This window comes from Variovorax sp. GW822-FHT04A09, from assembly GCF_058801005.1.
The window spans coordinates 2,195,771-2,210,340 of sequence record NZ_JBXAMV010000001.1 but is presented as its reverse complement, the minus strand read 5'-3'; the positions used below and the strand labels follow the sequence as shown (position 1 = coordinate 2,210,340).

Here is a 14,570-nt window from a genome sequence, read left to right as displayed (position 1 = left end):
CTTCAGGCCCGGCGCTTGAACAGTGCGGACGCGCCGCTGGCCCGCGCCACGTCGTCCGCCGCGGCCAGCAGCTGCGGGCCCAGCGCGAGCATGCGTTCTTCCGTGAGCCGCACCAGCGGCCCCGCGATGGTGATGACGCCGATCACGCCGCCGTGCGCACCGCGCACCGGCGCGGCCATGGCGGTCATCGCGGGGGCGAACACCTCGTTGATCATCGAGAAGCCGCGCTTGCGCGTGGCGCGCAGGAACACGAGCAGCGCCTTCACGGTGGTCGGCGCTTTCGGGCCGAAGTCTTCCGGCTGGCCGAAGCCCTGCTTCGCGACGAGCTGCAGCGCCTGCTCGTCCGTCATGGTCGACAGCCAGGCGTGGCCTGCGGAGCTGCATGAGAGGTTCACCGACAGGCCCATGTCCGGGTCGTAGCGCAGCCCGCGCGTGGCGCCTTGCGCCTTCGCGACGAAGGTGAGCTCGTCGCCGTCGACCACCGCCAGCCGCACCAGCTCGCCCGACGCGACCGCGAGCCGGTCGAGCAGCGGCTGTGCCACGTCGACGATGCCGCTGTTGCTCAAGAAGCTCAGGCCCAGCGACACCAGCTTGATGGTCAGCATGTAGTCGCCATGGCTCTGGTCCTGCCGCACATAGCCGTAGCGCACCAGCTCGCTCAGCAGGCGGTGGGTGGCGCTCAACGGCATTTCCAGCTCGGCAGAAAGCGCGGAAAGCGCACGGCCCTCGGGGTGGCCGGAGAGGTGTTCGAGCACCTTGAAGCTGCGTTCGAGTATGGCTGTCATGAGACGACTCTAGCATTTTGCCAAGTGTTTTCACTAGTAGAAAGATTTTCCACTAAATCGATAAGATCGCGCCGCCAGGAGTCGGAGCGCGTGTGAAGCGCCCCGGCATGGACCGCTCAATCGCACGCTGGAGAACAACTTTGAGAACGCTTTACCGCTCGCTGGCCACCGCCGGCCTTGCCCTCGCCCTGGTCGTTCCTGCTGTTGCGCAGGCGCAGCAGGAGCGGGTGATCCGCTTCGGCCACCTGAACAACGCCGACCACCCCGTGAGCTTCGGTGTCAAGCGCTTTGCCGAACTGCTGTCGGCCAAGAGCGGCGGCAAGATGAAGGTCCAGGAGTTCCCTGCCTCGCAGTTGGGCAACGAGATGCAGCAGCAGTCGGCCCTGCAGGGCGGCGTGCAGCAGATGTCGGCACCGGCCACCACGTCGCTCGCAGGCATCGTCAAGGAGTTCGGCCTCGTCGACTTTCCCTTCTCGGTGAACAACTTCGCGCAGGCCGATGCGCTGCTCGATGGGCCTCTGGGACAAGCCCTCATCGCCAAGCTCCCCGAGAAGGGCCTCGTCGCCCTGGGCTACTGGGACCTGGGCTTTCGCAACGTGACGAACAGCAAGCGCCCGATCACCAAGCCTGAAGACCTTGAAGGTCTGAAGATCCGTGTGATCCCCAACCCTGTGTTCCTCGAGACCTTCAAGGCCTTCAAGGCCAATCCGGTGCCGATGCCCTTTGCCGAGCTGTACGGTGCCCTCGAAGCCAAGGCAGTCGATGGCCAGGAGAACCCCTATGCGGTGATCCTGTCGAACAAGTTCTACGAAGTGCAGAAGTTCGTCAGCGCCACCAACCACGTGTACGCCGCCAACATCGTGTTGGTGAGCAAGAAGTTCTGGGACTCGCTCACGCCCGCCGAGCAGAAGATGATGAACGACGCGGCCAACGAGGCACGCGGTTATCAGCGGCAAGTCAGTCGTGCGGCTGCACAGAAGGCCGTGGGCGACCTGCAGGCCAAGGGCGCGCAGTTCAACGAACTCAGCGCCGCCGAACAAAAGCGCATGCGCGACATCGCCAAGCCCGTCGTCGACAAGTTCGCCGCCCAGTACGACCCCGCCATCGTCAAGCTCTACAACGACGAGCTCGTGCGCATCCGCAAGTAGCGCGCCCTCACGGCTGACGACGAATTCCTTCTTCGTTCCCGCCGGCAATTTCCGTCACTCCCACGTCTGCGCCTGCCGCCACCCGCGGCGCAGCGACACGTGCTGGGCGCGTGCGCCCGTCCGATTCCGCCATTGACCACCAAGAGGAGACTCCGTTGAAACATTCCAGATCCATTCCCTTCGGACTTGCATCGGCCGCCGCGCTCGCGCTGGCATTGACTGCCTGCGGTGGAGGCGACGGCGGAGGTGGCACGGCCTTGCCGTTCCTGCCCGTGGCGCCCGCACCCGCTGCATCGGCACCGCCGCCCGCACCGACCGACGAAGTGCCGGCGCCCACCGAGCCGGTGGCCGAGGTCGACGACAGCTTCGACGAGTACTACAACGTCTGCCGCGGCACCAACCCCAAGTGCTACAACGACTGGGGCGCCTTCGCCACCACGCCCGACCGCGTGCTGATCTACTCGCGCACCGCCGGCCCGCGCCATGCCGTGCTCGGCACGCCGATGGCGGCCGGCCTGAACCCGGCGATGAACACCGACAACGTGATGCAGGCAGGCCTCGTGCGCATGCTGTCGGCCGAGGGCATCACGGTCGACTGGACCGAGGACGTGGCCGTGCTGGGCAGCCGCATCAACAACTACAAGGCGATCATCTTCGCGAGCTCGAACCGCGACACCTTGTGGAACGGCGCCGTGAGCACCAGCCAGGACGCCGCGCGCACCGCACTGCGCAACTACATGCGCCGCGGCGGCGGCTTCGTCGGCCTGCACAACGCCTTCGGCGCCGAATACAACTGGCCCTACTACGAAGGCCTGCTGGGCAACGCGAACTTCTACAACCACGGACCGAACCGCGCGGGCGATGTCGAGATCGTCTCGGACGACCCTTCGACGAAGGACGTGCCCAAGCGCTTCTCCTTCCAGGACGAGTGGTACAACCTGATGCCCTTCCCGACGAAGGTGAAGTTCCTGGCCAAGGTCGACACCTCGACGCTGAAGCCGCTCACCTCCGCGCCGCATCCCGGTCACGCCGACTTCCATCCGGTCGCCTGGTGCCAGTACTACGACGGCGGCCGCGCATGGCTCACGACCCTCGGGCACAACGCGCACTCGTTCACCGCCGACCTGTCGGGCGTGGGCGCCATCGAGTTCCAGAAGCTCGTCGTGCAAGGCGTGAAGTCGGCGATGGGGCTGACACCTTTCTGCACCACTGAATAACCACGACCTCCCGGGGCCGGTGCGGCGCCGTGTGCGCGCCACCGGTCGTTTCGAACACCCCTGTTCCAACGTTCACCGAGTAGAGACATCCATGAAGAAAAAATCATTGGTCACGCTGCTGATCTCGTGCGGCGTGCTTGCATCGCCGTTGCTGATCACCGCCTGCGGCGGCTCCAGCGGCGGTGGCGGCACGCCCGTGCTGCCCGTGGTGCCGGTCCCCGCGCCGCCGCCGTCTGCCGGCACACCGCCGCCCGCATCGCCACCGGCCACCGCCGCACCCGCGGCCGACCTGTCGGACTGCTGCACCGCCGGCGACAAGGACTTTCCGAAGGTCGGCGGCAACCTGGGCAACCAGAACTATTCGAGCCTGCGCAAGATCAACAAGGGCCTCGTCACGCAGCTGGGCGGCGCCTGGGTCAACCAGATCGAAGGCGGCATGACCACCGGCAACAACCAGAGCACCACCGTCGTCGTCGACGGCGTGCTCTACATCGAGTCCGCACTGGGTAACGTGGTCGCGGTGGACGGCAAGACCGGTGTCACGAAGTGGAAGTGGACCACGCCCTACGGCAGCATCACCCGCCGCGGCGTGGCCGTCGCCAAGGACCTGGGCCTGGTGTTCACCGTGGCCACCGGCAATCGCCTCGTGGCGCTGCGCACCGACACCGGCGCCGTCGAGTGGATCAAGCAGTACCCGACCAGCAGCACCGACCCCGACTACAAGGGCGCGCTGCAGAAGGTCGCGCTGGTCTACCACGACAAGCGCCTGTACCTGGGCACCAACGACGGCAACCGCGGCGCCGCGTTCTCTGCCGACGCACTCACCGGCAAGGTACTGACCACCTTCTGGGGCGTGCCCCGCGCGGGCGAGCTGGGCTACGACACCTGGGGCGGCGCCCCCGACACGGCACGTACCGGCGCCACGCCGTGGATCCATCCCGCGGTCGATCCCGAGCTGGGCCTGGTGTACTGGACCTTCGGCAACGTGCGCGGCGGCTCGTCGCAGGACGGCTCCTCGCGCCCGGGCCAGAACCTGTTCGCCAACTCCATCGTCGCGCTCGACCTGAAGAGCGGCGAATACAAGTGGCACTTCCAGTCGGTGCACCACGACATCTGGGACATGGACAACGTGATGTCGCCCGTGCTCGCCGATGTGAAGATCGACGGCAAGGACCGCAAGGTCGTCATCTACGGCAGCAAGACGGGCATGTACTACATCCTCGATCGCAAGGACGGCAGCGCGCCGCTGGGCATCGACGAAGTGCCCGTGAAGCAGGACGCCCGCCAGGCCAGCTGGCCCACGCAGCCCCTGCCGCGCCAGGGCGCCTGGACCGAGACCTGCATCGTCGACCAGCCGCTGGGCACGGCCATTCCGGGCGACCCGAACCGCGCGGTGCCCAACTACACGAAGGGCTGCCTGTTCGACGCGCACTGGGATGTGCCGATCCTCTCCATCCCGGGCCACGGCGGCGGTGCCAACTGGAACCACCAGTCCTTCAGCCAGCGCACGGGCCTGGTCTACACGGGCATGGGCTACGTGTCGGCGGCGCATTCGCTCAGCGAGTCGAGCAACGGCCTGCGCCCGCCGGGCACCTACATGACCGGGGCGGTCGTGGCGGTCGACCCGAGCACCAACCTCGTCAAATGGAAGAAGCCGCTGCCGTACTCGGTGGCGCACGGCAACGGCATCCTGAGCACGGCCTCCGACCTGCTGTTCATCGGGCAGCCCGACGGCAACCTGCTGGCGCTCGATGCGCAGGACGGCACCGAGCTGTGGCGCTTCCAGACCGGCGCGGCGATCAGCGCGAGCCCGGTCTCCTACGAGATCGACGGCGAGCAGTACATCGCGGTGTTCTCGGGCGGCACCAGCATTCCGTACGGCGACTCGGCCCCGCGCGGCGACCGGCTGTGGGCCTTCAAGGTCGGCGGCGCGGTGACCGCGGCCGCTACGCCGACACCGCCCGTGGTGCGCCGGCCCGTGTCGGGCCAGGCGGTGGAGGGCGCGGCACTGCCGACGCCGAACACCGTGTTCCTGGCGCGCGTGCAAACGCCGACGAACGAACCTGGCGCGACCGAGTCGACGGCCGTCAATGCCATGACGCCGACCTTCATGCGCGTGCCCGTCAACACCGCCGTGACCTTCACCAACCCCGCCGCCAACGCCAACACCCACTGCGCCACGCAGTTCTTCGAAGGGCGGTTCAATTTCAGGCTGAACCCGGGCCAGTCGCAGACCCACACCTTTGACACGCCGGGCGAATACTTTTACAACGACTGCCATAGCCCGCGTCCGACGGGAAAGATCGTCGTTTATTGAAATGTCCCTCAACCCCAACCCTGAAGGAGCAATGCGATGAAGTGGTGCAAGCCTGAGTTTGAAGAATTGCGTTTCGGTTTCGAAATCACGATGTACATTTCCGCGCGCTGAGCGCGGTCCCCACACGGCACCGGCCTTGCGCCGGTGCCGTTTTTTTGTTGGGCCCCCATGAAGATTCTGGTGCTGGGTTCGGGAGCGGGCGGTGGCTTCCCTCAATGGAATTGCAATTGCCGCCTGTGCGCCGGCCAGCGAAGCGGGCAGGTGCGGGCCACGCCCCGCACGCAGAGTTCGATCGCCGTGTCGGCCGATGGCGAACGCTGGATTCTGCTGAATGCCTCCCCCGACCTCGGCGCGCAACTGCGCGCCTCGCCGGCCCTGTGGCCGCGCCACGGACTGCGCCATTCGCCGATCGAGGCGGTGGTGCTGATGGACTCTCAAATCGACCACGTCGCAGGCCTGCTGAGCCTGCGCGAAGGGCAGCGGCTGCAGCTGTACTGCACGCCCGAGGCCCATGACGACCTCAGCGGCAGCCTGCCGCTGCTGCGCACCCTCGACAGCTACTGCGGCGTGACCTGGCACCCGTTGTCGCTCGAGCCCGGCGGCGGCGCCTGGCACGACATCGCCGGCCTGCGGCTTCAGGCCGTGCCGGTGCCCGGCAAGGCGCCGCCGTATTCGCCGCGCCGCCAGACCGAGGCGCGCAGCGAGAACGCCGCGGTGCTCATCGAAGACCCCGCCACCGGCAAGCGCGTGCTCTACGCGCCGGGCCTGGCGCAGGTCGGCGAGGCCGAGCGCCGCAGCCTCGACGCCTGCGACTGCGTGCTCGTCGACGGCACCTTCTGGACCGAGGACGAGATGGTCGCGGCCGGGCTCGGCAAGAAGCACGCGGCTGACATGGGCCACCTGCCGCAGTGCGACGGGCCGCACGGCCCCGGCATGCTGCAGGCGCTCGACGCCTGCGCGGCGCGGCGCAAGGTGCTCATCCACATCAACAACAGCAACCCCATCCTGGACGAAGACGGGCCGCAGCGCGCGCAGCTCGTGCGCCGCGGCATCGAGGTCGCGTTCGACGGCATGGTCCTGGAGATCTGAACACGTGACACAAGAGACACAAGAGACACAAGGCCCATGGTCCCCGCAGGAGTTCGAAGCGAGGTTGCGCGCCATGGAGTCGCGCTACCACAGCCACCATCCCTTCAACCGCCGGCTCAACGCGGGCGAGCTGCAGCCCTTCCAGGTGCGCGGCTGGGTGGCGAACCGCTTCTACTACCAGTGCCGCATCCCGGTGAAGGACGCCGCCGTTCTGTCCAACTGCGACGACCGCGCCACGCGCCGGCGCTGGGTGGTGCGCATGCTCGACCACGACGGGCATGGCGACCATGAAGGCGCCAACGCGGGCGGCATCGAGATCTGGACCCGCCTGGGCATCGCCACCGGCCTGGCGCGCGAGGTGCTCGAGTCGCACGCGCTCGTCGTGCCCGGCGTGCGCTTCGCGGTCGATGCGTACGTGAACTTCGCGCGCACGGCGCCGTGGCAGGAGGCGGTGATCTCCTCGCTCACCGAGATGTTCGCGCCGCGCATCCACAAGGACCGGCTCGCGGGATGGCCCACGCACTACCCGTGGATCGACACCTCGGGCCTGGACTACTTTCGCAGCCGCATTCCGCTGGCCGACCGCGACGTCGAGCACGGCCTCGAAGTGGCGATGCAGTGGTGCACCACGCGCGAGCGGCAGCTGCGCGCGCTGCACATCCTGGGCTTCAAGCTCGACATCCTCTGGGCCATGCTCGACGCGATCGAGAAGGCTTATCCCGACGACCTTCCGAAAGACCAGCAACCATGACCGCATGGACCGACGATGCCCAGCCGGCGCTCACCTCGATCTACCGCATGCAGTGGGAAGAGGCGCAGCAGTGCCACGTGCTGCTGTTCCCCGAGGGCATGATCAAGCTGAACGGGCCGGCGGCCGAGATCCTCCAGCGCTGCGACGGCAAGACCTCGGTGGCCGCGCTTGTGGCCGACCTGGAGCGCACCTTCGGAGAGAGCGACCTGCATGCCGACGTGCTCGAATTCCTGGAGCAGGCCCATGGACGCCACTGGATCCGCTGAGCCGCAAGCCCGCGCACCCCGCGCGGTCGCCAAGCCGCCGCTGTGGCTGCTGGCCGAGCTGACCTACCGCTGCCCGCTGCACTGCGCCTTCTGCTCCAACCCGGTCGACTACACGCGCTACCGCGAAGAGCTGGACACGGCCGAATGGATTCGCGTGTTTCGCGAGGCACGCGCGATGGGCGCAGTGCAGCTGGGCTTCTCGGGCGGCGAGCCGCTGCTGCGCGACGACCTGCCCGAGCTGGTCGCGGCGGCGCACGAGCTCGGCTTCTATACCAACCTGATCACCTCGGGCGTGGGCCTCACGCCGCAGCGCGCAGAGACGTTGAAGCGGGCAGGGCTGGACCACATCCAGCTGTCGTTCCAGGACTCGAGCCGCGAACTCAACGACTTCCTCAGCTCCACGAAGACCTTCGACCTCAAGCAGCGCGTGGCCCGCACCATCAAGGACCTCGGCTACCCGATGGTGCTGAACTGCGTGATGCACCGCTACAACCTGCCGCACGTGGGCCGCATCATCGAGATGGCCGAGGCGATGGAGGCCGACTTTCTCGAACTCGCCAACGTGCAGTACTACGGCTGGGCCTGGCGCAACCGCGAGATGCTGATGCCCTCGCGCGAGATGCTGGCCACGGCCGAGGCGGTGGTGCAAACCCATCGCCCGCGCCTGGACGGCCGCATGAAGATCCTCTGGGTGGTGCCCGACTACGCGGAGGGCAAGCCCAAGCCCTGCATGGCGGGGTGGGGCAGCGTGTTCCTCGTGGTCGCGCCCGACGGCGTGGCGCTGCCGTGCCACAGCGCGCGCATGCTGCCCGGGCTCGACTTTCCCAACGTGCGCGAGCACAGCATCCGCAGCATCTGGCAGGAGAGCCCGGCCTTCGGCGCCTACCGCGGCACGGGCTGGATGAGCAGCACCTGCCAGAGCTGCGACGAGAAAGAGAAGGACCACGGCGGCTGTCGCTGCCAGGCCTTCCTGCTGACGGGCGACGCGGCGGCCACGGATCCGGTGTGCCCGAAGAGCCCGCGGCATGAGGAGGTGGAGGCGATGGTCAAGGCGGCGGGTGATCCGCGCGACGTCGGCACGCCGATCCGCTTCGTGCCGGGCGCGCGGCGTGCGGGCGACCTCGTCTTTCGCACCGACGCGAATGCGCTGAGCTGAGAGCACGCGCCAATGACGATCACCCATCGCCTGCCTCTGGACGGCGGGCATGTGATGCACGTCGAGGAGCACGGCAATCCGGCGGGCCTGCCGGTGGTGGTGCTGCATGGCGGGCCGGGCTCGGGCAGTTCGCCGCTGCTGCGTCGCCATTTCGATCCGACGCGCTACCGCATCGTCTGCCACGACCAGCGCGGTTCGGGCCTGAGCACGCCCACCGGATCGATCACGCACAACACGCTCGCCGATCTGCTGGCCGACCTGCGTCTGCTGCGCGCGCACCTGCGCATCGATCGATGGCTGGTGGTGGGCGGCTCGTGGGGCGCCACGCTGGCGCTGATGCATGCGCTCGACGCACCGGAGGCCGTCGCGGGCCTGCTGCTGCGCAACGTGTTCCTCGCGCGCCCGGGTGACATTCGCGCGCTCTTCGCCGGGGCCCTGCAGCACGACGGCCCCGCATGGCGCGCACTGTGGGACGAGGCCGGGCGCCGGCGATGCCCGGTGACGGTGCCGATCGCCGAGGTCTTCGCGCACGGCACCTGGGCGCGGCAGTGCGAGCTGACGCGCAACTGGTTCGATTGGGAACAGCGCCTCGCCACCGGAGGCACAGCGCCGCCGATCGACGAAGCGATGCTGCCGCGGCTCGTGGCGCGCTACCGCGTGCAGAGCCACTACCTGCGGCATTGCTGCTGGCTCGACGCGCCCACGCTGCTGCAGCGCTGCGCCGCGTTGCCTGCCGTGCCCACGTTGATCGTGCACGGCACGCAGGACGCGCTGTGTCCGCCCGAGGGCGCGCAGGCATTGGCGCAGGTGCTGGGCGCGCCGCTGCAGTGGGCGCAGGGCGCGGGCCACGACCCGACGCACCCCGCCATCGCCGTAGCCATGCAGCAGGCCTTGCGCGACTACGCGACCACACAGGCCTTCGGTGTCAGCGCAGCCGCTCCTTGAGCGGATCGCCGATCAATGTCACCTTGCCGTCCCTGCGGTGCGACCACAGGCGGTCGTTGCCATGGCCGTCGTCGGCCACGAAGAGCACGGCGTCGTCCAGCGCGCGAAAGCCCAACGGCATCGCGTGACGTTCGCCCGCGGCGAGGTCGGCCACGGCGCGCGTGCCGGCCGGCGTGCCGTCGCTGATCCACGGCTCGACGCCCCGGCCACCGCCGCCGTTCGCCGCGAACCACAGGCGCGCCCCGATGACGGCGAAGCGCGCGGGTGAGCCGTTCTCCGCGCCCGGTGCGATGTCCTTGACGCGCACCGTGCCCGCCGCCGTGCCGTCGCTGCGCCACAGCTCCGCACCCGACACGCCGTCGGTCGCGGCGAAGTAGAGCTTGCCGCCCATCACGGCGATCGCGCTCGACATGGCGCCGCCCGGGCCGGGGCGGATGTCCTTCACCAGCACTGTGCCCTTCGCCGTGCCGTCAGTCTTCCACAGCTCGATGCCGTGCACGCCGTCGTCGGCCGAGAAGTACAGCGTGCGGCCCAGCACCGCCAGGTGCGTCGGCCGCGAGGGTGCGGCGCCCGGGCGCAGGTCCTTCACCAGCTGCGTGCCGTGTGCGGTGCCGTCGCTCTTCCACAGTTCGGCGCCGTGTTCGCCGTCGTGCGCGGTGAAGTAAATGTCGTTGCCCACGGCCGTGAGGTTCTGGATGCCCGTGTCCTCGATGCCCGGGCGGATGTCCTTCACCAGGCGCGTGTGCTCGGGCGTGCCGTCGGTCACCCAGAGTTCGTGGCCGTGCGTGCGCGTGGTCGCGGTGAAGAACAGGCGCGGGCCGGCCACGGTGAGCTGGCGGGTGAGGGCGCGCGGCCCGGCGTCGACGGCGGACACGCGCGTGGTGCTCTTCGCATCGCCCGTGGTCTTCCACACCTGGAAGCCGGTCTGGCCGTCGTCGGCCACGAAGTAGAGCGCGTCGCGGAACACGGTCAGCTCGTTGGGCATCGCGCCTTCCTCGCCGGGGCGCAGGTCGATCACCTGCGTCGTGCCGGCGGCGGTGCCGTCTGTGCGCCAGAGTTCGAGCCCGCTCGCGCCGTCGGTGGCGGTGGTGTAGACGTGGCCCTTGAATGCGACCTGCCCGGCGGGGAATGAGCCCCGGAAGCCCGGTCGGATGTCCTTCAGCATGGTGGTGCCGGCATTGCTGCCGTCGGTGACCCACAGTTCCTGGCCGGTCATGACATGGAAGGCACTGAACACCATCTTGCCGCTGCCCAGCGGCGCGAGGCCGGAGGGCGCGATGAAGGCCAGCCGCTGGCGCTGCTCGGGCAGCACTTCGCGTTCGGGGTCTTGTGCAGCGGCGGGCAGGGCGGTGAGCAGGGCGAGCGCGGTGAGGCAAATGGCGCGCATCGGCTCAGCCCCCGAACCACCGCGCCGGCACGATCACCAGCTGCGGAAACGCCACCATCACGAACAGGATCGCGAACTCGGCCAGCATGAACGGCACCACGCCGCGCGTGACGTCGTCCATCGAGATCTTGCCGACGCCGGCCACCACGTTGAGCACCGTGCCCACCGGCGGCGTGACGAGACCGATTGAGTTGTTGATGATGAACAGCACGCCGAAGTACACGGGGTCGATGCCGGCCGCCTTCACCACGGGCATGAGCACCGGCGTGAGGATGAGGATGGTGGGCGTCATGTCCATCGCCGTACCCACCACCATCACGAGCACCATGATCGCGATCATGAGCAGCATCTGGTTGCCCATGAACGGCTGCAGCATGCCCACGATCTTGGAGGGCAGGTCGGCCACCGTGATGAGCCAGGCGCTCACCATCGCCGCGGCGATCAGGAACATCACGATGGCGCTGGTCTTGGCCGCGCTCACGAAGATGGCGTACAGGTCCTTCCAGGTGATCTCGCGGTACACCACCGTCGACACGAAGAGCGCATACACGGCGGCCACCACCGCGGCCTCGGTGGGCGTGAACACGCCCATGCGCAGGCCCACGAGGATGATCACCGGCAGCATCAGCGCCCACAGCGCGTTGCGGAAGGCGGCGGCAATCTCGGCCGATGACTTGCGCGGCGGCGGCACGATCTTTTCGCGTCGCACCAGCCAGGCCCAGGTGATCCACAGCGCGCCGCCGATCAGCAGCCCCGGCACGATGGCCGCGAGAAACAGCTTGGAGATCGACACGTTCGCCGCCACGCCGAAGATCACCAGGCCGATGCTCGGCGGGATCACGGGGCCGATCACGCCGGTGGCCGCAATGAGGCCAGCCGCGCGCGGCTTGTCGTGGCCCGCACGCACCATCATCGGCAGCAGCAGCGCGGTGAGCGCGGCGGCGTCGGCCACGGCCGAGCCCGAGAGCGCCGACAGCAGGCAGCCGGCCATGATGGTCACGTAGCCCAGGCCGCCCTTCACGTGGCCCACGAGCGCGAGCGCGAAGTCGACGATGCGCTTGGACAGCCCGCCCACGTTCATGATCTCGCCCGCGAGCATGAAGAAGGGCACGGCCAGCAGCGGAAAGCTGTCGGCGCCGCCGATCACGTTCTGCGTGAGGATCTGCGCGTCGAACAGGTCGAGGTGCCACATCAGCGCCACGCCGCTGGCCAGCAGCGAGAAGGCGATGGGAATGCCCATCGCCATGGCGAGCAACAGCGAGCCGACAAAAACAACGATGGTCATGGCCGTGCCCCCGGTTCCTTGGCGTCCTGCGAACCCAGGATCTGCTGCAGCTGCACCGCTTCTTCCGACTCCTGCACCATCACCAGTTCATGGTCGGCGATGCGGCCCGTGAGCAGGCGCAGCAGGTCGAGCGCCAGGATGAGCCCGGCCAGCACCGAGAACACGATGCCCGCCGCGTAGACGATGGCCATCGACGCGCCGGTGACGGGCGCCGTCACGTCCCAGTTGATGCGCGCCTGCGCGATGCTGCCCTGCAGCAACAGCCAGACGATGTAGAGCATGACTGCATGGCCGACGGCCAGGCAGATCTTCTTGCCGATGGGGGGCAGCTTCTGCACCACCATGTCCACACCCAGGTGCCCGTGCTCCTTCAGCGCCACCACGGCGCCCAGGAAGGTCATCCAGATGAAGAGCCAGCGCGAGATTTCCTCGGACACCGTGATGCCCGAGTTGAAGCCGTAGCGCAGCACCACGTTGCCGAACACGAGCACGACCATGACCGCGAGCGCGGCCGCGATCAGCGCCTCGATGCCGGTGCAGCACCGGTCGAGCCAGCGGGTCATGCGGAGGCCTGTGCTTGCGCCTGCGCCTGGCGCTGCATGTCGACCAGCGCGCGCAACGCGGCCAGGTACGACAGCGGGCCCAGGCCCTGGACCGTGCCCTTCACCGCCGGCGAGATGATCGAATGCGCGCGCCATGCCTCGCGCGCGGCGATGTTGGACATGTGGACCTCGATGGTCGGGAACGGCATGGCCTTGATCGCGTCGTGCAGCGGCACGCCGTGCTGCGTGAGGCCGGCGGGGTTCACCAGCGCGCCCTGCGCATCGTCGATGTGGGTGTGCAGGAAGTCGATCAGGTCGCCTTCGTGGTTCGACTGGATGGTGTCCAGCGTCACGCCGAGTTCGCCGGCAAGGGCCTGCAACTGCGCGTTGATCTCGGCGAGCGTGGTCTTGCCGTAGATGTGCGGTTCGCGGCGACCGAACAGGTTGAGGTTGGGGCCGTGGAGAACGAGGATCTTCATGGGGAGCTTCGGTGAGGGACGGGCTGGCTTGCTGACTTACTTGCGGATGCGTGCGAGCTCGTCGTTGTAGAGCTTGACGATGGCGGGGTCGTACTGTGCGGCGAACTTGTCGACGACAGGCTTGGCGATGTCGCGCATGCGCTTTTGTTCGGCGGCGCTGAGTTCGTTGAACTGCGTGCCCTTGGCCTGCAGGTCGCCCACGGCCTTCTGCGCGGCGGCGCGGCTGACCTGGCGCTGGTAGCCACGCGCCTCGTTGGCCGCGTCGTTCATCATCTTCTGCTCGGCGGGCGTGAGCGAGTCCCAGAACTTCTTGCTCACCAGCACGATGTTGGCGGCGTACACATGGTTGGTGGCGCTGACGAACTTCTGCACTTCGTAGAACTTGTTCGACAGGATCACCGCATAGGGGTTCTCCTGGCCATCGACAGCCTTGGCTTCGAGGGCGCCGTACAGCTCGGCAAAGGGCATCGGCACCGGGTTGGCCTTGAAGGCCTTGAAGGTTTCGAGGAACACAGGGTTGGGGATCACACGGATCTTCAGACCTTCGAGGTCTTCAGGCTTGGCGATGGGGCGCTTGCTGTTGGTGACGTTGCGAAACCCCAGGTCCCAGTAGCCCAGGGCGACGAGGCCCTTCTCGGGGAGCTTGGCGATGAGCGCCTGACCCAACGGGCCGTCGAGCAGCGCATCGGCCTGCGCGAAGTTGTTCACCGAGAAGGGGAAGTCGACGAGGCCGAACTCCTTGACGATGCCGGCCAGCGACGTGGTGGCCGGTGCCGACATCTGCTGCACACCGCCCTGCAGGGCCGACTGCTGCTGCATCTCGTTGCCCAGCTGGGAGGCGGGGAACTCCTGGACCTTCATCTTGCCGCCGCTCTTGGCCGACAGGAGTTCGGCAAAGCGCTTGACGCCGAAGCTCACGGGGTGGTCGGCGTTGTTCAGGTGGCCGAAGCGGATCACGCGCTCCTGCTGCGCCCACGACGGGGCGGTGAGGCCGGCGCACAGGCCGGCCACGGCAAGCATACGAAGAAGTTTCACGAAGGGTCCTCAGGCAGGAAGGAAGAAAGGGGAAGGAAAAAATGCCGGACGGAGGCGATCGTATTTTTGTTGGAAAGAATTTCCATAATGGAAATCCCTTCCCCGAGTTCTGCTACGCTGGCGGACCCTGAGTGGCGGGCCGCATCGCCCGCGTTGACGAGACGACAT

Annotated in this window: 15 protein-coding genes; 9 read left to right on the top strand and 6 right to left on the bottom strand. The window is 67.9% G+C overall.

The annotated features are described in order from the left end of the window. Positions 1 to 2: 2 nt before the first annotated feature. Entirely contained in the window at positions 3 to 785 is a 783-nt protein-coding gene (locus AC1RLW_RS10290; protein WP_062481672.1) for an IclR family transcriptional regulator, read from the bottom strand. A gap of 140 nt (positions 786 to 925) precedes the next feature. Between AC1RLW_RS10290 and AC1RLW_RS10285 the strand changes: the two genes are divergently transcribed. From AC1RLW_RS10285 to AC1RLW_RS10245, 9 genes are all read left to right on the top strand, one after another. Beyond that, entirely contained in the window at positions 926 to 1,933 is a 1,008-nt protein-coding gene (locus tag AC1RLW_RS10285; RefSeq protein ID WP_095744508.1) for a TRAP transporter substrate-binding protein, read from the top strand. Between the two features lie 155 nt (positions 1,934 to 2,088). Then, on the top strand, positions 2,089 to 3,150 hold the full coding sequence (locus AC1RLW_RS10280; protein WP_493192956.1) for a ThuA domain-containing protein: 1,062 nt from the start codon (positions 2,089 to 2,091) through the stop codon (positions 3,148 to 3,150). 91 nt (positions 3,151 to 3,241) lie between these two features. Continuing rightward, positions 3,242 to 5,467, top strand: a complete 2,226-nt coding sequence (locus tag AC1RLW_RS10275; RefSeq protein WP_493192955.1) for an outer membrane protein assembly factor BamB family protein — start codon at positions 3,242 to 3,244, stop codon at positions 5,465 to 5,467. A 36-nt stretch (positions 5,468 to 5,503) separates the two neighbouring features. Continuing rightward, positions 5,504 to 5,578, top strand: coding sequence for a pyrroloquinoline quinone precursor peptide PqqA (gene pqqA / locus AC1RLW_RS10270; protein ID WP_080898329.1), 75 nt, complete (start codon positions 5,504 to 5,506; stop codon positions 5,576 to 5,578). 57 nt (positions 5,579 to 5,635) lie between these two features. After that, complete coding sequence (gene pqqB, locus AC1RLW_RS10265) at positions 5,636 to 6,556, top strand: pyrroloquinoline quinone biosynthesis protein PqqB (protein ID WP_369632076.1); 921 nt, start codon at positions 5,636 to 5,638, stop codon at positions 6,554 to 6,556. Between the two features lie 4 nt (positions 6,557 to 6,560). After that, entirely contained in the window at positions 6,561 to 7,307 is a 747-nt protein-coding gene (gene pqqC / locus AC1RLW_RS10260; protein WP_493192954.1) for a pyrroloquinoline-quinone synthase PqqC, read from the top strand. Beyond that, positions 7,304 to 7,573, top strand: coding sequence for a pyrroloquinoline quinone biosynthesis peptide chaperone PqqD (gene pqqD / locus AC1RLW_RS10255; protein ID WP_070059765.1), 270 nt, complete (start codon positions 7,304 to 7,306; stop codon positions 7,571 to 7,573). Before pqqC ends, pqqD begins: the two co-directional genes overlap by 4 nt. After that, a complete protein-coding gene (gene pqqE, locus AC1RLW_RS10250) occupies positions 7,551 to 8,729 on the top strand; it encodes a pyrroloquinoline quinone biosynthesis protein PqqE (RefSeq protein ID WP_493192953.1) in 1,179 nt (392 codons plus the stop codon). The genes pqqD and pqqE overlap by 23 nt, the downstream gene beginning before the upstream one ends. A 12-nt stretch (positions 8,730 to 8,741) precedes the next feature. Next, entirely contained in the window at positions 8,742 to 9,674 is a 933-nt protein-coding gene (locus tag AC1RLW_RS10245; RefSeq protein ID WP_493192952.1) for an alpha/beta fold hydrolase, read from the top strand. On the opposite strand, the gene AC1RLW_RS10240 is transcribed toward AC1RLW_RS10245, so the two are convergent. Genes AC1RLW_RS10240 through AC1RLW_RS10220 form a run of 5 tightly spaced genes read right to left on the bottom strand, consistent with a single transcriptional unit; the run spans position 9,655 to position 14,387 of the window. Then, positions 9,655 to 11,061: an ELWxxDGT repeat protein gene (locus AC1RLW_RS10240; protein WP_493192951.1), complete on the bottom strand. Its 1,407-nt coding sequence runs from the start codon at positions 11,059 to 11,061 to the stop codon at positions 9,655 to 9,657. The genes AC1RLW_RS10245 and AC1RLW_RS10240 overlap by 20 nt on opposite strands. Before the next feature lie 4 nt (positions 11,062 to 11,065). Beyond that, entirely contained in the window at positions 11,066 to 12,346 is a 1,281-nt protein-coding gene (locus AC1RLW_RS10235; RefSeq protein ID WP_390345359.1) for a TRAP transporter large permease, read from the bottom strand. Next, positions 12,343 to 12,909 (bottom strand): TRAP transporter small permease, encoded by a 567-nt coding sequence (locus AC1RLW_RS10230; RefSeq protein WP_062476567.1) that lies wholly within the window; start codon positions 12,907 to 12,909, stop codon positions 12,343 to 12,345. The genes AC1RLW_RS10235 and AC1RLW_RS10230 overlap by 4 nt, the downstream gene beginning before the upstream one ends. Then, entirely contained in the window at positions 12,906 to 13,367 is a 462-nt protein-coding gene (locus AC1RLW_RS10225; protein WP_062476570.1) for a type II 3-dehydroquinate dehydratase, read from the bottom strand. The genes AC1RLW_RS10230 and AC1RLW_RS10225 overlap by 4 nt, the downstream gene beginning before the upstream one ends. Before the next feature lie 36 nt (positions 13,368 to 13,403). Next, entirely contained in the window at positions 13,404 to 14,387 is a 984-nt protein-coding gene (locus AC1RLW_RS10220) for a TRAP transporter substrate-binding protein (protein ID WP_493193073.1), read from the bottom strand. Between the last annotated feature and the right edge of the window lie 183 nt (positions 14,388 to 14,570).